Below are 21998 nucleotides of genomic sequence, written 5' to 3' on the forward strand. Positions count from 1 at the left end.
ACCCTTTGTGACGCAACGACTGTGTCCAACAGCGCTAATCTTGATTTAAATACCGCCAGCGTGGTCTTAGTTGCTTACAACCAAGACGGTGAAGCCACTTTAAATGACTGTAACAGCCAAAACGTCGCCTCAAAAGAGAACTGCGACATCGATTTGTATTATCACCGAGCTACCGCCTCAAACGAGGATAACCGCTTCTTTGACGACGTGATCGTCTCTATCAGCGGCTATGAAATAAAAGCCCATATTCTTTCGCAAATGCTTTCTTGGGACAGCTTTTCCTCAACGACGACCAGTTCCGGCTTGACGCCGACCTATGAGGATTTTGACATCACGGCGGACGACACGGTTCCGGTTTCCAACGACGTTGATACGCCCGACGTCATTCTGGTCAACCGAAACGTCGAAACCGACCTCAATCTTGGTGGTGGTGACGACTATCTGGCGATCGGACACAATCAAGAAACCGGAGCGAACATCGACACCGGTTACGGCGACGACCAACTTTATATCGTCGGACAATCTCAAGCCAACGTCGATCTAAGCCGTGGGGACGACACCTACGTCTTAGGCGCGGATTTAGTGAAAAACCTTGATGCCGGCTGGGGTAACGATAAGGTCTGGATTCAAGGAAATGTTCTCTCCGGTTCAAACCTGGACATGAACAAAGACGATGACATCTTGTGGGTCGGTACCGCCGGGAATGATTCGACAGGACAAATCAACGATGACATAAGTGGTGGTGCCGACTATGACATCCTGGTACTTGAAAACACGAGCAAAGCCGAATGGGAGAGCAACTCCACACTTCGAAACCATGTAAATAATTTTGAACTGGTGATTTTTGAAGCGGATGCTTCGGGCAATCGCGAGTATATCGTACTGTAATCATGCTTCTGGCATTAAGAGTTTCTGTGGTACAACCAAACTAAACACGACTTGAATATTCAAGAACTCAATTTTTTTGCAAAACCAAGCGCTCCTTTTCCGGTTTGGAATACTGCTTGATTTCATATTCACGCTGTGAGGCTTTTTGACGACTTTCCGCTGCCTCTTGATAGACTAATTGACAGGGGCGGCGCGCCTGCGTGTATCGGGCACCACCTTTAATCTCGCCGTTGTGCTGTCTTATCCGGTTTTCCAAACGGTTAGTGATACCGCAATATAAACTGTCATCCGAACAGCGCAGTAGATAAACCCACCAGGCCTGTTCGGTTTTCACGACCACTTCGGAATCAGACTTCGTCACCCTGACGCACCCAATGACCCGATTTACCGCCTTTTTTCTCAAGCAACTGTACCTGATCGATGATCATGCCTTTGTCCACGGCTTTACACATATCGTATAACGTCAATGCGGCTGCACTCGCGGCGGTCAAAGCTTCCATCTCGACACCGGTCTGCCCGACCAGTTTGCAGATGGCGACGATTTCAACGCAGCTTTTCTTGATATTCGGCGTCAATTCAACTTTCACTGACGTCAGCATCAGCGGATGGCACATAGGAATGATATCCGGCGTCTTCTTAGCCGCCATAATTCCCGCAATACGTGCGGTCGCCATGACGTCACCTTTTTTATGCTTGCCTTCGACGATCATCTCTAACGTCTCCGGCAGCATACGAATCACCGCCATAGCACGTGCTTCACGCTCGGTATGCTGCTTTTCGCTGACATCGACCATACGTGCCTGCCCTTTGGAGTCCAAGTGGGTTAGTTTGTTCTCTGTTGTCATAACTTACTCATTAATCGGGTTAAATGGATAAAACGCTACTTTATCACCTTTTTGGATGACAGTATCTTCAGGGATGACCACAAACCCTTCCGCCCAGACGGTCGACGTCAGAACGCCGGAACCCTGGTTCGGATAGATGTCGACATAGGTCTTCTGGTTCTTGTTGACCAATTTGGCACGTGCGAACTCGCGTCTAAAACCGACTTGCGGCCATGCGAAAATGGCTTCCAACCAAATCGGTTTAGACTTCAATTCATTAGCACCCTGCATCTTCAACAGATAGGGACGTGCGAACAGGTTGAACGTCGCAAACGCCGACACCGGATTACCCGGCAGGCCGATGAAAGGCGTACCTTGGATATCACCGTAGGCCAATGGCTTTCCGGGCTTCATTTTAACCTTCCACATATCCAGCGAACCTAGCTGCTCGATAGCCGGCTTGATATGGTCTTCCTCACCCACCGAGACACCGCCTGTCGTCACAACGACATCGGAAATTGAAGCGGCTTGCTTCATTGCTTCGACGGTCGCTTCCAACGTATCTTCAACCTGACCCAAGTCGATCAACTCAAAACCGAGCGCCGGAATCAGACCGGCCAATACATAGCGGTTTGCATTGTAGATTTTACCGGGCTGTGGAGCTTCACCCGGCTCCAGCAGTTCGTCGCCGGTCGTGAAGGTAGCAATTTTTAATGGCTGGTAAACTTCGACTTCACCGATTCCGATGGAGGTGATCAAGCCTAAATCCTGCGGGCGTAATTTATGCCCCGCTTTCAGAATTTCATCGCCCAAGCCGATGTCTTCGCCCAATCGTCGAATATTCTGGCCGGGTTTCGTCTTTTTTGCGTTGATTTTGATCTGCTCGCCGTCTGCTTCGGTCTCTTCCTGCATCACAACCATGTTCGCCCCTTCCGGAATCGGCGCACCGGTAAAGATACGCGCCGCAGTGCCCGGTTTCAGTGCTTGAGGCTGAGATCCTGCTGGGATACGCTGACTTACGCTTAAGGTCGTGTTGTGCTCTAAATCAAAGCTATGCAAAGCATAACCGTCCATCATACTGTTATCGTGCGGCGGCACATTCACACCCGATACAATGCCTTTGGCCAGTACACGTCCAAGCGCCTGAAAGACCGGAATACGTTCGGTCTTTTCGGTAGGCTTAACCTGAGTTAAAAGATAGTGCAAAGCTTCATCAAATGTTTTCATAATCAATCTCAAAAAAATCCCCGCGAAAGCGGGGAAATGACAGAATCCGTTAAAAATTAATGTTTGTTACCTATAACAAGTTTATTGCCAACGCTGTTCGGCGTCTTTATCGCTTAAGCGGGCATCCACCCAACGCTCTTCACCATTCGGCAAAGTTTCTTTCTTCCAGAACGGCGCATTGGTTTTAAGGTAATCCATAATAAAATGCGCGGCATAAAACGCATTTTCTCGATGACGGCTGCTGACCGCCACTAAAACTATTTGGTCGGTCGGGTACATCTTACCGATTCGATGAATGATCACACTCGACTCCAACGACCAACGTTCGTGCGCTTCAAGACGAATTTTTTCAAGAGCCTTTTCAGTCATACCCGGGTAATGCTCAAGTTCCAATACGGAAACGTCATCCCCTTCGTTAATATCGCGTACGGTCCCGACAAACGAAACAACCGCACCGATATCGGTATGACCCTCACGCAATTTGGCAACTTCGGTCGTCAAATCGAAATCGTCTTGCTGAACCTTGATATAAGGATAAGTCGACATTTAGCCTTAGCCTCCCGTAACCGGCGGAAAGAAGGCGATTTCGTCGCCCGCGCGAATTTCCGTTTGGCGGTTAGCGACATCGTGGTTAACAGCGATCTGAAGGTTCTGATTATCCAATAACGCTTGCTTCCAATTATCACCACGGGAAGCCAATTCGACGATTAACGAATCGACAGTGCTATGATTGGCTGGCAACTGTTCGTCTGCCTTGCCTAACATTTCCCGAAAGCTTGCGAAATAAAGTACGTTTACCATCGTTTTTATCCTCTACTGGATTGGATACCAATCAATTTTCTGTTTGTCGGTTTGTATTAACCGCCAAGTTGGACCATTTGTCTGAATTCAATATTGTGGACATTTTCATTAAAGAAATGTCTTTCCGGTTTTTTCAACATCGCATCCGTTATCAGCTGCTCCAACTCTTCGTCGGAGATACCATTTCTGAGCGGTGTGCGCAGGTCAACCGAATCTTCCTGACCAAGGCACAGTGCCAAGACTCCGCGGGCCGTTAAACGAACACGGTTGCAGGTTTCACAGAAGTGTTGTGAAACGGCGGAAATTACACCGATACGCGTATTGGTTCCGGCAATCAAGAAATTACGCGAAGGGCCGTCATGCGTCTTTCCTGAAGACGGCAGTAGATCCTTACCGACGTGCTTCTTAATTCTTGCCAGAATTTTTTCTGCCGGATAGTGCTGATCCATCATACTCACGCCGGCCGGACCGATCGGCATGGTTTCGATAAAGCGCACTTCAACACCTTTCTCAAGGCCATAATCCACCATCGCTTCAATCTCGTCGTCATTGGTACCTTTCATGACCACCATATTGAACTTAACCGGTTGCATTCCTACTTCTAGAGCCTTATCAACCCCAGCCAAGACCTTCTCAAGGTTACCGCCGCGGGTAATTTTATTGAAACGCTCCGGCTTAAGGGAGTCGATCGAAATATTGACCCGTGTAATTCCCGCCTCTTTAAGTGCCAAGGCCTCTCTTTCAAGGTGATGTGCATTGGTTGATAATGCAATATCTTCAAGCCCGTCATACTGGCTGATCTGCCCGACAAAAGTGGGGAGATTCTTTCTAACCAAAGGTTCTCCTCCGGTTAAACGGACTTTAGCGACGCCTAAATTTACAAACGCTTTGATAATCCGCGCCAATTCATCATAAGACAGATATTCGGTATGCTGACCTTCGGGATGCACCCCTTGTTCCGGCATGCAATAACCACAACGGTAATTACATTTATCGGTCACCGAAACACGTACATATTCGATTTTTCGATTAAATGGATCAATCAGTTCTTTTCTCATCAGAAGGTCTGTCTCATTCTAATTATTGCCTAGCGTTATAGCCAGATGGGAATAACGCATTTTACACGAATAATGCATTAGAATTCAATAATGTATTTAAAAAAATAGAGAATTTATTAGTGTCTATTTAAGGCGTATTTTAAAAGCCCTGAAACAAAAAAAGCCCGCATAAAAGCGGGCTTTTTCAACTTCGATGTAATCGGTTGATTACATACCAGAGTGACCTACACCTGGTGGATCTTCATGCATACGTTGAGGAACGTTATACTGAGGAGTACCATCTGGTAGCTTACGTGCTTGACGATAGCTATGGATGTCACCTTTACCGTTACCAACTTGCGCATCAGGACAGTTAGTCATGCAACGCTCGTTATGAATAACAGGACGGTGGTCACAGAAGAAGTTACCTTGGTTCTTCATGAACTTGTTAGCTTTCATCAACATTTCAGAGTTGAAGAAATCTTCGTCTTGAATTTCAGTACCTTCTGAATCCAACTTGATGTAGTTAGATTGTAGGATATAACCAGTCATACCCATGTAACCTGCATCACCGATGAACGGAGCGTTAGGCGTCCAGAAAGGCATTGTACGACGGATGTAGTCGAACAAAGTAACCGCATACGGCCAGTAGTTACCAACAGCTTTCATCGGAGCTGGATCGTAGAAGTCAGAAGTAACAAGGTTTTCTTCAACCGCTAGAGGAAGATAACCTTTAGCACCTTCACCGAATTCACCGTGACACATACCACAGTATTGAACGTAAATCTTAGCACCTTTCTCAACAGTCATACCAACTGAAGCATCAGGAAGACCTTTACCGTCACCGTCTACAGTGATGTTCCACTTCTTCATTGCAGTTTCAGCAATCGGAGTACCGAAGCCGTATGCAGTGAAGTTAGCATCGCTGTAGTAGTTCTTGTTAACACTGTCGTGAACTTCAGTGAAAGCCGCAGGAACTTTACACTGAGCGTTACCGTGGTTACCACCGTCGATGCTGTCGTCAACTTCGAAAGAGTAAGGGTTAGCAGGATCTAACTTACCTTCCAAACCGTCACGACCGTAAGTAGCGTCTTTACCAAGGATCGCTTCAATTACTTTAGCGTCTAGGTATTTACCATCGTTTGCTTTGATAATTTCTGCGTAATCCGCAGCGTACTTACCGTTGATTTTCTCACCAGAAGCCGCACCGTCAGAGCTTCCGCTCATTGCGCTTGCAGAACCAGCAAATAAAGTTGCAACTGCTGCTGCAACGAATGTTTTTTTAGTACTGAACATTTTCAATCATGCCTCCGTTTTTGCCGTCTTCCCAAGCGTGTACGCGCCATGTAACCATCGCAGTACGGTGGTAAACGTTTTTTGTACCTTCTAAGCTACGCATTTGCGGCATAGGCGGCTGAACATAACCGGTTTCATCTGTAACACGGCTCATTAGGAATGCTTCTGAACCATCCCAATCCCATTCAACTTCGAAACGAGTCCAAGCCTTATCAAGAACAGGAGAAGTAAAGTGAGCTTCTTTCCAGTTTTTACCACCGTCGAACGATACGTCAACGTGAGCAACTTTACCGCGACCAGACCATGCTAGACCACGAACGAAGTACTTACCAGGACCTTGCATTTTGAAGTCTGGTGATGGGTAAGTGATTACTGAGTTTGGTTCCATGTACCATGAGAAACGCTGTGCAGTTCCGTCAGGCATCAATTCAGTATACTTAGATGTTTCTTCACGGTGCTGCATAGGCACATCGTGAACTTGGATACGACGTAGGTATTTAACCCACATGTTCGCTTCACAACCAGGAACAACTAAACGGATTGGGTAACCCTGTTCACGACGTAGAGCTTCACCGTTCTGCGCGTAAGCAACGAAACAGTCATCCATAGCGATTTCAAGCGGGATAGAACGTGCCATACCAGATGCATCCGCACCTTCAGGAATGATCCACTTACCTTCCGGCTTGATACCCGCTTCTTTCAATAGGTCAGATAGACGTACACCAGTGTATTCAACACAAGACATCATACCGTGAGTCCACTGAACAGAGTTCAACTGAACACCTTTCCATTCCATCGCACCGTTCGCAGGACACTCAACGAAGTGAATACGTGAGACAGATGGGAAACGCTTAAGATCATCCATAGTGAAGATCAATGGACGCTCTACCAAACCGTGAATTACTAAACGGTGATCATCTGGGTTGATTGTTGGTACACCACCGTGGAAACGCTCGAAGTGAAGACCGTTTGGAGTGATGATACCGTGCAAGCTTTGTAGCGGAGTCATGGTGATAGACGCCATTGAGTCAGGAGTCAACCACTCTAGAGTACGACGTTGAACTTCTTTCTCGAATGGAGAAGGCATACCATAAGGGTACTTACGAACACCGAAACCTAAAGATTTACGAGCTGCACCATCTTGTAGTACTTCTGTAATTTCTTTCTTACCGGCATATGGCGCAACTGCTTTTTTAGCGTCATAACCCGCACCTTCTGCAGCAGAAGCGGCCTTAGTGAAAAGCACGCCTCCAGCTACAGCCGCACCACCTTTTAGAAAGGCACGACGGCTTTGGCTACGGCTTTCTTCAGTTTGAACCGCAACCTTTTCTACGTTTTGATCTGTCATTTAATGCTCCTTGATTGATCTTGTTGCCTGGCAACAACACCCCAGATTCAAGAGTTTTAATTTATTTTAGTTAGCGTGTACTTGTACTGCGATACCGAGTACCGGCTATACATATTTTGCTGGCCTGTAATGATATGTTTTATAACCCAATACTTCAAGCCATGAACTACACAAAAATTAGAAATCACTTATATAATTTTTTTATAGGGGATGTGCCGACAATCTATTTGTAAGTACTTTTATGTAGAAAAATCCACCTTAAAGGACAATATCTAACATAAAGCACCAAAAACCCATCCATCTTAATAAAAATCAACAAGTTACAATCCAGGCAAATTTTCTCTACGGCAGATCGGTCCGGACTTAGGGTTCTCGATATCTTCGGCAACCTGACTCAGAAACTTCTGCAACTCATCAATGCTTAACACCGACAATATCTTATTCATGATTTCAGGATGAATGGCGACCGTCGTGTATTCACCGGACTGCAACATCACTTGTACTCCGCAAGCATCGGCCAAGGCTCCGCCGTCATCGTTACCTTCAATCTGTGCCGCCTGCTCGCCAAAAAACATTTCATTATAAGCCTCTTCAATCAATTCAATGACGTCCCCATCAACATCGTCTTTGAACTGAACGGAGTATGAGTTTTCACCCGATGGCATCTCCTCAACAATCAAAGAGGGCTTTACGGATTGGGATACACAAAAGTCCGCAAATTTCTGTGCCAAAGGTTCATCAAAAAAAACATATTCCACCTGCTCACTCACCGCTTCACTCCTTTTCTTTTTCAGGTTTGAATAGTATCATTCAAACACTTCCATTTAGCGTTATTCAGTTTCTTACAAAGGTTCTCGTTATGATTGATCGTCAATATCCCATTACCCGCATGCGTCGAATGCGTAAAGACGCTTTTTCACGCCGTTTAATGTGTGAAAACGTTCTAACCACAAACGATTTGATCTTGCCGATGTTCGTTATTGAAGGGCACAACACCCGTGAACCGGTTAAATCCATGCCGGGCGTTGAGCGTTTGAGTATAGATCTTTTAGTAGCGGAAGCCAAAGAAATTTACGACCTTGGAATTCCTATGATCGCCCTTTTCCCGGTCACTCCGGACGAAGCCAAATCACTGGATGCAGCCGAAGCTTATAATCCCGACGGACTGGCACAGAGAGCGATTCGCGCGGTAAAACAAGCCTGTCCGGAACTGGGCGTCATGACCGACGTGGCTCTGGATCCGTTCACCACCCACGGTCAAGACGGTATTATCGACGAAAACGGTTATGTGCTTAACGACGACACCGTGGACGTATTAATGCAGCAAGCGTTATCGCATGCCGTCGCCGGTGCCGACGTGATCGGACCTTCAGACATGATGGACGGTCGCATCATCGAAATCCGTGAACTGCTTGAAGACCACGGTCACGTCAACACCCGCATCATCGCTTACTCGGCAAAATATGCATCTTCTTTCTACGGCCCGTTCCGTGACGCGGTCGGTTCTGCCGGCAACTTAGGCAAAGGTAATAAATATACCTATCAAATGGATCCGGCCAACAGTAACGAAGCGCTACACGAAGTCTCTTTAGACTTGAATGAAGGTGCGGACATGGTCATGGTCAAACCCGGCGTACCGTATCTGGACATCGTGCGCCGCATCAAAGACGAGTTTAAAGCACCGACTTACGTTTATCATGTCAGCGGCGAATATGCGATGCTTAAAGCCGCCGCCCAAAACGGCTGGATAGACGAACGCGCCGTAGTTATGGAAACCTTGCTTAGCTGCAAGCGTGCCGGTGCAGACGGCATCTTGACCTATTACGCCAAACTGGCTGCCATCTGGTTAAACGAAAATCGCTAATTCAGGAACTCAAGCTACTATGACGGATGCATACGCGGTGGTCGGCTACCCAATCGCCCACTCAAAATCTCCACTTATTCATCGTTTATTTGCCGAACAGACCGGCGAAGACATCAGCTATGAAGCCATCCTGGTAGATACCGACGAATCTTCGTTCGAGTGGGCAATGGCGGACTTAAAGAATCGCGGTTATAAGGGCATCAATATCACCGTGCCTTATAAACTGGACGCTTTTGAATATGCCGACACGCTTTCAGAACGCGCTCAAACCGCGCATGCCGTCAACACCTTTATCTTTAACGAAGACGGCACCACTATCGGCGACAATACCGACGGCATCGGTTTGGTCAATGACATTGAAATCAACGGTTCCCGACCTTTCAAAAATCAAAAAGTATTGATTCTTGGAGCCGGCGGAGCCGTTCAGGGGATTTTGCAGCCGCTACTCGAAAAGCAACCGGCGATGGTACACATTGCCAACCGGACGGCAAAACGCGCCGAAGTGTTAGGCGAACGTTTTCAAAGCCCGGTTCCAATTAGTGCCAGCGGATGGGACGACATTCCAAATGGTCCTTACGACATCATCATCAACGGCACTTCGGCTAGTTTGGAGGGTAAACTGCCGCCTGTTTCAAGCGATCTGATCGCGGCTAACAGCTTGGTCTACGACATGATGTACGGGCAGGAACCGACGGTGTTCATGAACTGGGCAAAACAGCACCAACCAGACTGTTCCACTATGGATGGCTTGGGAATGCTGGTCGGCCAAGCCGCCGAAGCTTTTTATTTATGGCGCGGCGTCCGTCCACAGACCTCACAAGTCATCGAAACCGTCAGAGAAATGATGGATAAAAACTAAGTCTTCCGAAAATCAAACCCAACAAGTCTGTTGGGTTTGATTTGACAGGGATCTTACGGCACTACCCCTTATTCCTCTTCATCATAAGCATCTTCGCTCTGATACTGATCTTTCAATTTCACGTAATGCCCGGCGGAATATTTGAAAAAGGCCAACTCCTGTTCGGTCAATGCTCTCGCTTGTTTGACCGGAGAGCCCACGTACAAATAACCGCTTTCCAAAACTTTGCCCGGCGGCACCAGGCTGTTCGCCCCCACAAGTACATGCTTTTGCACTACGGCATTATCCAATACCACCGCACCCATGCCGATTAAACACTCGTCTTCAATGATACAACCATGTAAAACTGCGTTATGCCCGACGGTCACATCCTTGCCGACAATACACTTGGATCCCTTGGAAATTTCACTTTCATGCGTGGTATGCACAACACAACCGTCTTGAATATTTGAGCGGTCGCCAATAACGATATCATTTACATCGCCACGAAGCGTAGCATTTGGCCAAATACTGACATCTTCTCCCAACACACATTTCCCGATCACCACAGATGATTCGTCCACCCAAGCCGTTTCGTGCATCACAGGCACTATACCTCGGTAACTTCTAATCGCCATTCCGTTTATCCCATAATCATTTATTCGAGACCTTGGATTATAACGCAGCCAAACTCATTTCAAAACGTAGCCGTTCAACCCCACCCGCCAAGACATAACTCAAACTTATGCCGTTAAAAAATCATTCATGACAAAGCTGCATTTCACCACCGATACTCTAGCTATAATAACCCTATTAGTATTGCTACTAAAGGAATTGTTTATGTCTCAACCGGTTGAAAAACGCTTTGCCAAACGGATACCTTCCAATCGTCCCGTCTTGTTAATATCGGGAAACCAAAACATTTACGCCACTATGACCGACTTTTCAATGCACGGTGTCGGGTTAATTTCGGATATTGCCTTACAGGTAAACGATCGCATTGAAATCCATTTCGACATTCCGGAGGCAGACAAACCGCGTTCATTTCAATTTAAGGCACAAGTCAGGCACTGCATTCCATTGCAATTCAATGCCCACATTGGTGTAAAGCTGGATTTTCCGACCCAAGCTTATTTAGCGCTTTACGAAAAACTTTCGGCGGCTTAACTGCACGATCAAAAATACACATTAATCACTATATACTTATAAAGTTAACTGATTATATTGGCTATACAGATATATAATTTTTCTGATATAGTGCTTTAAACAATTTTTAATACAGACCTCATTTAAGGTACTGCTATGTCACCAAAACAAAAAACATCAAATGCAGACAAACGCCAGGCTGAACGGTATCCGTCCCATAAGGCGTCTATTCTTTTACAAGATGATAAACAGATCTACACCACGATCATCAACTTTTCAGCTAGCGGCGTCGGGTTTTTAAGTGCCGTTCCCCTTATCCCGGGCGACGAGGTTGAACTGCTGTTTGACGTAGAACTGGACGAGCAAACCGTTTCATTCAGACTTCCGATTGAAGTGATTCGATCTACGCAGGATGACGATGAGCATGTGATTGGTGCAAAATTGCAGACCGTCACTTTTGAATATAGACAACTATTGAAGAAACTGGCAAACATGTACACATCTTTAGGAGCGGTTAAATCCCACGATCCTAAAGCAACGCTTTTTTAATCAAAATAAAACAAACTTAATTAAGCGTTAAAAATTAATCAAATCATAAAAAAAAGCCTGGCATAGCCAGGCTTTTTTTATCCGATCTCAATATGCCAAAACATTAACGCATAGTGACCAATTCTTCTGAACTCGATGGATGTATGGCTATCGTCGCATCCAAATCCGCCTTGGTTGCGCCCATTTGCACGGCCACAGCAAATCCTTGCAACATCTCGTCCGCACCGTCGCCGACAATATGAATACCGACAACCTTCTCTTCTTCTCCCGTCACAACCAGCTTTAATGCCGTTTTAATCTGGTGCTTGGTGAACGCATAACGCATCGGCGTAAATTCCGAGGTATAGACTTTAACGTTATCGTGCCCGTACTGCTTACGCGCATCATGCTCGGCCAATCCAACCGTTCCCACAGGTGGATGCGAGAAGATCACCGTCGGCACCGAACTCAAATCCAACTTCAAGTGAGGCTTGTTGTTGTATAAACGCTCGGCAAGGTAACGTCCCGCCCGGATAGCTACGGGTGTCAACTGAGGCTGGCCGGTCACGTCACCGATAGCAAAGACATTATCAACCGCCGTTCTATGTTCATCATCGACGTCAATAAATCCGTATCCGTTTGCCTGTAATCCGATGTTTTCCAGCTTAAGCGGTTCGATCAACGTTTGACGGCCGACAGCCCAAACCACCTGATCGAATCCGCTAATCATTTGTCCGTCGGTACTGTAGACCGTCAAAGTACCGTCTTCCGCTCGCTCCAGCTTCTTCACGGCAAAGTGGTATTCTTTTTTACACCCGCTTTCTAACATCGCATCGGTTAAGGTTTCGCGAATCATGTCGTCAAAACCACGCAAGACCAAATCCTTACGGCTCACTAGTGTCGTCTCCGATCCTAACGCCTGGAAGACACCCGCCAATTCAACCGCAATGTAACCGCTTCCGATGACCGCCACTTTTTTAGGTTGTTCCGTTAACTGGAAGAATCCATCCGACGTAATCCCCAAATCGGCGTTTTCAGTCTCTTGCGGAATCGTTGGCGTTCCACCCGGGGCGATGACAATGGTTTCGGCTGTATATCGCTTACCATCCACTTCAACGGTATGATTATCTACAAAACTTCCCCAACCCTGAAGTACATCTACGCCCTTATCGGACATATAACCGCCATACCAAGTAGTAATATTGTTAATGTACTGTTCGCGCTTTTCTACCAAGGTGCTCCAGTCGAAGCCCTTTTGTTCCACGTGAAACCCGAAATCCGGCGCGTCACGCAACGCTTCGGCGATATGCGCGCCGAACCACATAACTTTTTTAGGAACGCAGCCAATATTAACGCAAGTTCCGCCTAATTTTTTGGCCTCGACGACTGCACATTTCTTTCCGTATTCCGCTGCACGTTCCGCTACCGAAAGCCCACCACTACCGGCACCAATGGCAATCAAATCATAATCGTACTTCATCTCTTTTCCTTTTATCTAACAACGCCCCAAACAAAAAAGGGCCTGAACTCGGGGCATTAACACCGCCCCAAAAGACCCTTTTGCATTTATCTTGTCGTGCGTTTAATCGAAGCGACCGATTTGGTCGCTTCGAAAAAGCTTATTTTGACAAAAACACCTCTAGATCGTCGGAACCGCCGATCAACTCGCCTTCGATAAAGACTTGAGGCACTGTGCTGGCAGATGCAACCGCACGCAAGGTTTTCGAACTTGGACCATGGTTAGAAATCGTAATTTCTTCATAGTTGATTCCGTTTTCTTCAAGCATGGCTTTCGCTTTCTTACAGAAAGGACAACCCGGCTTAGTGAAGATAGTCGCAACCTTCGGCGGCTGTGCTTCCGGATTAATGTAACCTAGCATGGTGTCTGCATCGGAAACCTCAAACGGGTCGCCAGGTACGTTAGGCTCGATAAACATCTTATCGATAACGCCGTCTTTAACCAGCATCGAATAACGCCATGAACGCATTCCAAAACCTAGATCGGTTTTATCTACCAACATGCCCATGCCATCAGAAAACTCACCGTTACCGTCAGGAATTAAAGTGACGTTGTCAGACTCCTGATCTTCGGCCCAAGCATTCATAACAAACGTGTCATTAACGGATAGACAGATAATGTCATCAACACCGTTTGCCTTAAATACACCGGCCAATTCGTTATAACGCGGTAAGTGGCTTGATGAACAGGTTGGTGTAAACGCACCAGGAAGTGCAAATACAATTACTGTCTTTCCGGCAAACAACTCGTCTGTCGTAACATTCACCCACTCGTCTTTCTGTCTTGTACGGAATGTGACTGCCGGTACCTTTTGACCTTCAATATTTTCTAATGCCATCTTTAACACCTCTTGATATGAATTTAACTGTACTCTTCGCCATTCATTTGACTTGGGTACAGTTTACGGAACCACAATCAATTAGTGAAATTGATTGTTTATATGTTAACGATAGCAATTAGCTATCAAGATTTTCTAAATCCCATCACTGTAAGGTTGATCCTTGCAAAGCCCTCATAAAAGGCTCCAGGACCTCTTTTTCTTGCGCATACTTCATTAGCAAACCCAATATGGCCTGATCTTCGTGTTGCGAAGCGATGCGGGCACACAATTGAAAATCCCGATCGGTCACCGAACCGCTGAAGCCGTTCAACTCCAATAGAGCAGCCACCATTCCGACATTCTGTAACAAGCAAGCCGCCTGCAACGGTTTGACCGGTTCGCCCGCGGCATCATTGCCCACTTCAAACTGTGGAGACACAAAATGCTCCTGAACCAGTACCATCGTCATCCAATAATTCATTTCCGGCGCTTCCTGACTCTCAAGCACATTCAGAAAAATCTCTTTCGGATCGATCTTATGCTTTTGAATCAAGGTTTGAACCGTCGCTGAAAAAGGCTGTCGGGTTTGCGGATCTAAATTCAATAAATTCATTCGTCTCTCACTAAAAAATTCAAATAATGTCACGTATCATAACAAGCCAAGACGAGCGCTACAATTCCAGTCCGCAAGCCACGGCAGAAGCCCAGGCCCACTGGAAATTGTATCCACCCAACTGGCCGGTTACGTCAAGAACCTCGCCGATAAAATACAAACCGGGTTGTTTCTTAGCTTCAAAGGTCTTGGACGAAACCTCGTCGGTATCCACGCCTCCCAAAGTCACTTCCGCCTTGTCGTAACCGGCGGTCGATTCAGGATAAATCCGCCAATGCGTCAATTGATCGGCATAGGCTTTTAAATTTTCGTTTGACTGATTCGCTATATCGGCGTCCATTGGATAATTCTCCAACCACATCTGTGTAAAACGCTTCGGCCAAAATTGATTCAACCATTTGGATAACGACTTACCGGAAGTCTTCAAGGCCAATAATTGCGCATACACGTCCTGTTTCGGCAACAGATTTATTTCAATCGGCTGCCCTACTTGCCAATAATTCGAAACCTGCAAGATGCCCGGCCCGCTTAATCCATTATGGGTAAACAACATGGCTTCGTTAAACGCATGACCGTTAGCGCGAATTTCAACCTCTATCGACAAGCCGCTTAAACTGGAAAAGCGTTGCTGCCATTTACCGGAAAATACCAGCGGTACTAAACCCGGAGATTGCGGAATCACGTTTAACCCGAACTGTTCGGCAATCCGGTAACCGAAACCGCTGGCTTTTAACTTGGGAAAAGACAAGGCGCCGGTTGCGACCACCAACTTATCGCAATGAATCACAGCCAGCTCAGTTTCAACCTCAAACCGGTCATCGTCTATCGATTTAACCCTATCCACCGCTGTTTTCAATAAAAACTCAACACCCGCCCAATCACATTCGGTGCGTAAAATCTGAATCAAATCGGAAGCGCGTTCGCGACAAAACAACTTACCCAGTTCGCGTTCTTCATATTCCAAACCATGGCGCTCCACCAATTCGATAAACGCAGCAGAAGGATAGCGAGATAGGGCAGACTTAACAAAATGAGGGTTCCGGCAAATGTAATTCTCGGCAGAGACGTCCAAATTGGTGAAGTTGCATTTACCGCCACCGGAAATGCGAATCTTGGCTGCCGCCTTTGGAGCATGATCGATCACCAGAACCTGCTTACCCCGGTAACCCGCCGTCGCCGCACACATCAGTCCGGCCGCTCCGGCTCCGATAATTAATACATCGACATTTTTATGATTATTGTTTTGCAAAACGACCTGATTCCAAAAGCACAAAAGAATAGAGATTCATCATCTAAAATGAGTCCGATTGACGGAACGGGCGAAGTTTCACCTAAACCAATTCCCATTCCTGGGAACGAGACGTTGCTTCCTCGATCAACACACCCAATCCGACCTCGGCTTCTTCAGGGAGCCCTTCGACACCAAGTTCGATCGTACGCCGGTCGTTCTCGTCAATTTTAGGCAAACTGAATAATCTCAGATCAGGAAAACGTTGCTCGAACTGCTGCATGAACTCCACCCATTCCGACTCCTGGCCGTCGATAAGACGGATCGCCCTTTCCACGGTCGGCGTACACACCAATTGGTCGTAATAATTCATCAGAACCCATTCCATCATCGGTTTCGCCATCATCGGAAATCCCGGCATGAAATGGTGTTGTTGAATAGAAAACCCGGGAACGCGGTTATAAAAATTAGGAATAATTTCGGCGCCTTGAGGGTATTCCGCCATACGAATCCGTTGCGGATACGCTTCATCGCCGAACTGGGCTTCAATCTCTTTTACGGCTTCCGGATGCGCTTCCAAAGGTAAATTGAGAGCCTTAGCTGCGCACTGACGAGTTCTATCGTCTGGCGTGGCGCCAATACCACCAAAACAGAAAACAATATCACCGGATTCAAAGCTCTGTTTTAAGGTCTCGGTCAGCAACTGCGGTTCGTCTCCCAAAATACGAACCCAACTCAACGCCAAACCGCGCGGTCTCAGCAGTTCGTTCGCTTGCGAAAGATGCTTATCCTGACGTTTTCCCGAAAGAATTTCGTCACCGATGATAATCAAACCAATCTTAGGCGTCTGTTGCACGTTTAAACTCCCGCGTTGAAACCGTAACTCTTTGCCGTCTGCATGCCTCTTTGGCGTTCAAACATTCGTCTTTAGAAGAATAAAAAAAACCTTAGGGGTTTTTTGACCCCTATCAGTTCAGACTGACTTCCACCCCGATATGTGCATTTTTATCAAGCTCATAATTAGAATCGACCGTCAAATCCGACGTCAGATAACGGAAACCGATAAAGCCGGTGACACTCGGTAAAATCTGCAATTCTGCACGTACCGCCATTTCCGTCATCGAATTTACATCGCCCGAAGCAACAATCTCGGGAGCATGCAACACTTCGACCGAAATGGCGGCCGGAGACTGCGTCGGCAACCAGTAGCGCCCGCTAACCCCTAGCATCAAGCCGTAACCGTCCAAATCGTGACTGTCTTGGGTCAGGTAAAATGCTTTTCCTTTAAGGCCAAGTTCAAGGTTCGGGTTTCCGGCCATGCCTTTACGTTCTACGCCGGCAGAAACGGAATACACTCGATCGCCCGGTTCGTTATAAAAATAATGCGCGGCATAACGAGTCGAATCCACAGGCGATTGTGCCTGAGAGAAAATTCCAAAATTGGCTGTTTCATCAGACACCGCTAAATCCAATCCCAAAGAATCGGCAGAAACCGGTGTGACCAACAAGGTAGAAGCCGCCAATAAAACGGCCTTAAATGTGAATTTCGCGCGCATCAAATTATTTCCCTTCTTTATCATTGATTGATTCAATTACGTCACTGACTTTATCTCCGGTTGACTCCAGGTGTTCAACCGCGACCTGTGCTTTATCAACACCTTTTTTCGCCAAATCCCGACTGCCGAACCAGTCGAACATAATGGCAAGCACAATAAAAACAATAACTAAAATAATAAAACTGATTTTTCCGAACATAGAGGCTTCTTTACTCTTATGATTTTTCTTGGTAAGTCGTTTCCAATAACCGCACGGTCAGGGCTTTAAACACGTCGTCGGCAAACAAATCCAACGCCTTCCGTTCAATTTCGGGAGTCAGCGTATTTTCCAATTCAATCGCGCCCTCATAGGAGGCATAAGCGACTTGCCGCGGATCCAGCATATCGATCTTCGCAGATAACCCTAAAGGTTGATCCTCTTGGTACTCACCCGTCCTTTCGATGATGTATTTTAAAACCAAATCCGGCTGCTTGGCACTGATTTGCAGCCCTTTTTTTCGTAACGCTTCTGCAAGATCGGCTTCGTATTCCACTGCCTCGGGAATACGATCGTCCAACATCACCAAAAATTCATTGAATAAAATCGTTATCTTACGATCCAAAAGCAGTGCTATCGGCGTTTGCTTGGGTTTGACGGATGCTCCAAGCTTCGCTGCTACCACCCTTAAAGCCTTATACTCTTCGACTTCCGGCAGCGCCGGCAATATGACTCTTAGTTGAGTGATACGTTCGCCATCTTCACCGACATGACGGTAATCGCTTAAATGCCGTTCGATCTCCGCCATACGCTTTTCTGTCATTTGCAACATCGTCTGCCTGGAAACCCGACCTAATACATAGAGCTTGGATTTCTCTTCGTTTACCTCATTGCTAACAAACTCCACTTCCGGCAACGTCATCGCCGGTAACTTGGAAACAACCTCTCTTCGTAGGGCGCGCTCTAATGATGTTTGACTGTCTTGAGGTTCATAAGAAAAGGCAAATAAACGTTCAAACTCTTGCTTAACCAACTGTTCGGCTTGACCTGTTGCCGCTTGCATATCCGTACCGACATCAACTTCGGCGGCCATATAAAGATAAGCGCTATCCCGGGGCATTTGTTCAACCCAATCTACCGCCTCATCGGCAAAAGTCGGCGCAACCAACATTCCCCCCGAACATAAAGCTGCAATAAAAATAAACGACCTAAAAAAATTCGACGAAGAAACGATATTTGATCTATCCATTTTCACAATATTTCCTCAGTTATGACAAGGACTACAGCCAGTTACCCAATCATACAGATTTCTACTCATTTATTCATCTTCCGTTTGCCTGCCAACATGACCGCTTCGCCATTGACGAATAACGAATCTGGCAGGGTGACTGGCGTGATACAAAGATAATGGCTGCGGCAGCGCATCTCCCTGCAGATCGGCAACTATGCTTTCCGCCGCTAAAAAAACCGACATTAATCCTCTCGGACCATGCCCGTTGGAAACGAATAAACCCGGCAAATATTTCTGTGGCGGATATCGATAAACCGCGTGTGTATGAGACTGAGTGACGTAAGCTTCCTGGATCCATTCCGGATCGGCCACCGCCCCCACTATCGGCAAATGATCCGGGGTCGTCGGACGAAAGGCGATTCTACCCTCAACCTCACCTGACTCGGCATTAAGCCAGCCCGGCAACGCTTTGGCCGCTTGCTGCAAGTTCGCCTGATGCCCGTCTTCTGAGAGTATCTCACTCATATCCGGCGCCTCAAATGTTGCACCGGTCACCGCCATTCCTTCTCCGCAAGGTGCCGAATAACCTTCATGCGTTACGGCACAATTTAACGACCAATTCTGTTGGGTTTCAGTAAGATGCGTCACCTGGCCTTTTACCGGCCGAATCGGCAATTCAAGCCGCTCGTTCAAACGGACGTTGAGCGACCCCGTTGCCACCACCAGACTCTCCGCCTGATAAGAGCCATCCTGTGTGACGACTTGCCAACCATTGCCAACGCGTTTGAAATCCTTAACCTCTTGCAAGTAATGAACCTCAATATTGGGATGCCGCAAACAACGTCGAACAACCGAAGGTGGATTAACCCACCCCCCTTGAGGAAAAAACAACCCCGCAACCGCCGCCTGTCCACCGATCTTCTCTTTCGTTTTTTCAATCGTTAATTGTTCGGCAAAATCCATCGGCAATCCCACGCGTGCAAACGCCTCTTCAACCCGTTTCGCGCCCACTTCCGTTACCGCTAATTGCACCAATCCCGTCAGATCACCGAGTATCTCGCCCTTTTGCAGCCAGGGCAACAACGTGCGCAACGTCGCTTCAAAACCTTGAAGATACCACTGACTTCGCAAATTCCAATCTGCCGTCACCAACGGATGCACGGCGCCGGCTAAATTTCCCGACGCCTGAGTGGCAGGGTTACCTTGCGCTTCCAATACCGTTACCTTCCATCCGGCTTCGGCTAACTTATTGGCGACGCCGGCACCCGCCAACCCGGCTCCGATGACAATGGCACGGCCAGTCGCCACCGGTTCGGGACGACTGAACCACGGCGCCTTTAAGCTGAATGGCCGCTGCTGAACAAGCGACCCAAAACACATCTCGCGTTTTTTGCCGTAACCGACGTCCTTTTTAACCTCAAAGCCTACTTTTTGTAGACCGCGACGCACCTCACCCGCCGAGGTAAACGTCGCGAAAGTGGTTTTTGAATGACTAAGACGTGCCATTTGCTGATAAAGAGGCGGTTGCCACATTTGCGGATTTTTTGAAGGGGTAAATCCATCCAACAACCAAGCATCCACTTTCGAACCGATGGAGGCGTCACATTCAGGCAAGCCCTTCAGGACGTCTCCAAACCATAACGTCAGGCGAATACGTCCTTCAAACAGCCAGACATCGTGCCAACCGGGCAACAACAGAGGAAAATGATCGCGCAGTTCCTTTGCCGGAACGGATAAAGTCGGATAAGACTGATGAGCACGTTGCAAATCCTCTACGGTGAGAGGATATTTCTCGAATGAGATGAAATGTAGCTGCGCACCCTTCGGCGCTATTTCAAGCCATAACTTCGCCACCGACAGAAAATTCAATCCCGACCCAAAACCGGTCTCGGCTATTCGGAACGTTTTTTGACCGGACAAATCGCCAAAACGCTGCGCTAAAAAATTATGCTTAAGAAACACATATTCGACTTCTTGCAAACCGTCGTCGGTCGAAAAATAGAAATCGTCAAACCGTTCCGAAAACGGGACATTTTCTTCGGTCCACTGCACTTGGGCTAAGGTGAGTTTTGGTGTATGCATCTTTCAGAAAGCCTTCGGCGTATTCGTCATCTCGGTATTAAGGTTGAAATTATAGAGTTTCCCGCCTGAAAATTCGCAAATTACTTTCTCCCAGAGCGGAAAGTAAGCAAAATCATGCATAAATGGAATTCTACCGACCCACATAAACGAAACACGACCAGGCAGATAAAATCGACAAGGCTTGACAAGGCATCAGCCAAGACGCCATTATTGTCGGTATGGGTGAAATAAAACTATAAAAAACAAGGTCATCCAACCAACGATAAAAACCATGATCGAGAGGAGGCGTAATATGGTTAGATACAGACTATCCCGGCAATATCTTGCTTTACTGGCATCATTGCTTTTCTGTCTGAGCCAACCCGCTTTCGCCGAACAACCGTTGCGTCTCTCCGTCGAACAACTGCAGCAGCAATTAAACTCTCCGAATCTGGTCATTTTGGACAGCCGCTCTCCCGAAGATTACCAGCAAAACCATATCCCGGGTGCCCTCAACTTTCCTGAAGTTTGGACCTATATCGACAAGCAAATCGATGGCCGCATCGCCCAACCGGCTCGCATACAAAATCTTTTACAATCGCTCGGCATCAATACCGACACCTCTCTGGTAATTTATGACGACGGCAAAATGGCCAACGCGGCCAGAGTGTTCTGGACATTAGAAGTGTACGGTTTCACCGATGTCAGAGTACTCGACCAAGGATACGATGCTTGGCTCGATCATAATTATCCGGTTGATGACTTAATACCGAAAACCCAAACAAGCAACTATATCCCGACACTCAACCACGACCGGCTCGCAACCAAGTTGACGACCTTGATCGCCAGCAAAACCCCGAATCAAATCATTATCGACGCAAGACCTAACGACGCCTATAAAGGGTTGGTTTCCTCAGCTAAACGTTTCGGCCACATCCCCACTGCAATCAACATTCCGGCTTCGCATAACCTCGCGGAAGACCATCAGCTCACGCACCTGAAAAGCACGCATGAATTGAATGAACTCTACTCTTTTATCCCTAAAAAAAGTAAGATTATTATCTACTGCGCTATCGGTCGCATCTCGGCAACCAACTATTTGGCATTGAGAGAATTGGGTTATAACGTAGCCAACTACGACGCCTCATGGAAAGAGTGGGGCAATGACATTACTTTACCGATCGAAAGATAATTGA

At 47.1% G+C, this 21998-nt stretch carries 25 protein-coding genes; 6 read left to right on the forward strand and 19 right to left on the reverse strand.

Annotation, left to right across the window (positions count from 1 at the left end; genetic code table 11):
- Positions 1–888: hypothetical protein (locus tag ABY044_RS08595; protein WP_373019907.1), on the forward strand; the 888-nt coding region annotated here is incomplete at its 5' end.
- A gap of 67 nt (positions 889–955) precedes the next feature.
- Here ABY044_RS08595 and ABY044_RS08600 read toward each other — a convergent pair.
- From ABY044_RS08600 to ABY044_RS08640, 9 genes are all read right to left on the reverse strand, one after another.
- On the reverse strand, positions 956–1249 hold the full coding sequence (locus ABY044_RS08600; RefSeq protein ID WP_373019908.1) for a GIY-YIG nuclease family protein: 294 nt from the start codon (positions 1247–1249) through the stop codon (positions 956–958).
- On the reverse strand, positions 1236–1733 hold the full coding sequence (moaC, locus tag ABY044_RS08605) for a cyclic pyranopterin monophosphate synthase MoaC (protein ID WP_373019910.1): 498 nt from the start codon (positions 1731–1733) through the stop codon (positions 1236–1238). The genes ABY044_RS08600 and moaC overlap by 14 nt, the downstream gene beginning before the upstream one ends.
- A 3-nt stretch (positions 1734–1736) precedes the next feature.
- Entirely contained in the window at positions 1737–2939 is a 1203-nt protein-coding gene (gene glp / locus ABY044_RS08610) for a gephyrin-like molybdotransferase Glp (protein WP_373019912.1), read from the reverse strand.
- 81 nt (positions 2940–3020) lie between these two features.
- On the reverse strand, positions 3021–3485 hold the full coding sequence (moaE, locus tag ABY044_RS08615) for a molybdopterin synthase catalytic subunit MoaE (RefSeq protein WP_373019914.1): 465 nt from the start codon (positions 3483–3485) through the stop codon (positions 3021–3023).
- 6 nt (positions 3486–3491) lie between these two features.
- Entirely contained in the window at positions 3492–3740 is a 249-nt protein-coding gene (gene moaD / locus ABY044_RS08620; RefSeq protein ID WP_373019916.1) for a molybdopterin converting factor subunit 1, read from the reverse strand.
- Positions 3741–3796: 56 nt separating this feature from the next.
- Positions 3797–4798, reverse strand: coding sequence for a GTP 3',8-cyclase MoaA (gene moaA, locus ABY044_RS08625; RefSeq protein WP_373019918.1), 1002 nt, complete (start codon positions 4796–4798; stop codon positions 3797–3799).
- A 207-nt stretch (positions 4799–5005) separates the two neighbouring features.
- Complete coding sequence (locus tag ABY044_RS08630; RefSeq protein ID WP_373019919.1) at positions 5006–6073, reverse strand: c-type cytochrome; 1068 nt, start codon at positions 6071–6073, stop codon at positions 5006–5008.
- Complete coding sequence (gene soxC, locus ABY044_RS08635; RefSeq protein WP_373019920.1) at positions 6060–7421, reverse strand: sulfite dehydrogenase; 1362 nt, start codon at positions 7419–7421, stop codon at positions 6060–6062. The genes ABY044_RS08630 and soxC overlap by 14 nt, the downstream gene beginning before the upstream one ends.
- A gap of 320 nt (positions 7422–7741) precedes the next feature.
- The gene (locus ABY044_RS08640) at positions 7742–8191 is read right to left on the reverse strand and encodes a hypothetical protein (protein WP_373019922.1); all 450 of its coding nucleotides are present in this window, start codon (positions 8189–8191) and stop codon (positions 7742–7744) included.
- An 89-nt stretch (positions 8192–8280) separates the two neighbouring features.
- On the opposite strand from ABY044_RS08640, the gene hemB reads away from it, so the two are divergent.
- Positions 8281–9285 (forward strand): porphobilinogen synthase, encoded by a 1005-nt coding sequence (hemB, locus tag ABY044_RS08645; protein WP_373019924.1) that lies wholly within the window; start codon positions 8281–8283, stop codon positions 9283–9285.
- A 19-nt stretch (positions 9286–9304) separates the two neighbouring features.
- Positions 9305–10144: a shikimate dehydrogenase gene (gene aroE, locus ABY044_RS08650; protein WP_373019926.1), complete on the forward strand. Its 840-nt coding sequence runs from the start codon at positions 9305–9307 to the stop codon at positions 10142–10144.
- A 68-nt stretch (positions 10145–10212) separates the two neighbouring features.
- Here aroE and ABY044_RS08655 read toward each other — a convergent pair whose 3' ends face one another.
- Positions 10213–10761, reverse strand: a complete 549-nt coding sequence (locus ABY044_RS08655) for a gamma carbonic anhydrase family protein (protein WP_373019928.1) — start codon at positions 10759–10761, stop codon at positions 10213–10215.
- Between the two features lie 202 nt (positions 10762–10963).
- On the opposite strand from ABY044_RS08655, the gene ABY044_RS08660 reads away from it, so the two are divergent.
- Positions 10964–11290: a PilZ domain-containing protein gene (locus ABY044_RS08660; protein ID WP_373019929.1), complete on the forward strand. Its 327-nt coding sequence runs from the start codon at positions 10964–10966 to the stop codon at positions 11288–11290.
- A 135-nt stretch (positions 11291–11425) separates the two neighbouring features.
- Positions 11426–11818 carry a PilZ domain-containing protein gene (locus ABY044_RS08665; RefSeq protein ID WP_373019930.1) on the forward strand — a complete coding sequence of 131 codons (393 nt, stop codon included), beginning with the start codon at positions 11426–11428 and terminating at the stop codon, positions 11816–11818.
- Positions 11819–11921: 103 nt separating this feature from the next.
- On the opposite strand, the gene gorA is transcribed toward ABY044_RS08665, so the two are convergent.
- From gorA to mnmC, 9 genes are all read right to left on the reverse strand, one after another.
- Positions 11922–13277: a glutathione-disulfide reductase gene (gene gorA / locus ABY044_RS08670; protein ID WP_373019931.1), complete on the reverse strand. Its 1356-nt coding sequence runs from the start codon at positions 13275–13277 to the stop codon at positions 11922–11924.
- 139 nt (positions 13278–13416) lie between these two features.
- Positions 13417–14154 carry a glutathione peroxidase gene (locus tag ABY044_RS08675; RefSeq protein ID WP_373019933.1) on the reverse strand — a complete coding sequence of 246 codons (738 nt, stop codon included), beginning with the start codon at positions 14152–14154 and terminating at the stop codon, positions 13417–13419.
- Between the two features lie 145 nt (positions 14155–14299).
- On the reverse strand, positions 14300–14749 hold the full coding sequence (locus ABY044_RS08680; RefSeq protein WP_373019935.1) for a hypothetical protein: 450 nt from the start codon (positions 14747–14749) through the stop codon (positions 14300–14302).
- Positions 14750–14807: 58 nt separating this feature from the next.
- The gene (locus ABY044_RS08685; RefSeq protein WP_373019937.1) at positions 14808–15998 is read right to left on the reverse strand and encodes an NAD(P)/FAD-dependent oxidoreductase; all 1191 of its coding nucleotides are present in this window, start codon (positions 15996–15998) and stop codon (positions 14808–14810) included.
- 82 nt (positions 15999–16080) lie between these two features.
- Positions 16081–16833: a competence/damage-inducible protein A gene (locus ABY044_RS08690; RefSeq protein WP_373019938.1), complete on the reverse strand. Its 753-nt coding sequence runs from the start codon at positions 16831–16833 to the stop codon at positions 16081–16083.
- Positions 16834–16945: 112 nt separating this feature from the next.
- Entirely contained in the window at positions 16946–17533 is a 588-nt protein-coding gene (locus ABY044_RS08695) for a YfaZ family outer membrane protein (RefSeq protein WP_373019939.1), read from the reverse strand.
- A gap of 4 nt (positions 17534–17537) precedes the next feature.
- Positions 17538–17732, reverse strand: a complete 195-nt coding sequence (locus ABY044_RS08700; protein WP_373019940.1) for a hypothetical protein — start codon at positions 17730–17732, stop codon at positions 17538–17540.
- 16 nt (positions 17733–17748) lie between these two features.
- The gene (locus ABY044_RS08705; protein WP_373019941.1) at positions 17749–18759 is read right to left on the reverse strand and encodes a hypothetical protein; all 1011 of its coding nucleotides are present in this window, start codon (positions 18757–18759) and stop codon (positions 17749–17751) included.
- A 69-nt stretch (positions 18760–18828) separates the two neighbouring features.
- On the reverse strand, positions 18829–20823 hold the full coding sequence (gene mnmC / locus ABY044_RS08710; protein ID WP_373019942.1) for a bifunctional tRNA (5-methylaminomethyl-2-thiouridine)(34)-methyltransferase MnmD/FAD-dependent 5-carboxymethylaminomethyl-2-thiouridine(34) oxidoreductase MnmC: 1995 nt from the start codon (positions 20821–20823) through the stop codon (positions 18829–18831).
- Between the two features lie 292 nt (positions 20824–21115).
- Between mnmC and ABY044_RS08715 the strand changes: the two genes are divergently transcribed.
- Positions 21116–21994: a sulfurtransferase gene (locus tag ABY044_RS08715; protein WP_373019943.1), complete on the forward strand. Its 879-nt coding sequence runs from the start codon at positions 21116–21118 to the stop codon at positions 21992–21994.
- The last annotated feature ends 4 nt before the right edge of the window (positions 21995–21998 follow it).

This window comes from Thiomicrorhabdus sp. (genome assembly GCF_041583835.1).
Taxonomy (GTDB): domain Bacteria; phylum Pseudomonadota; class Gammaproteobacteria; order Thiomicrospirales; family Thiomicrospiraceae; genus Thiomicrorhabdus.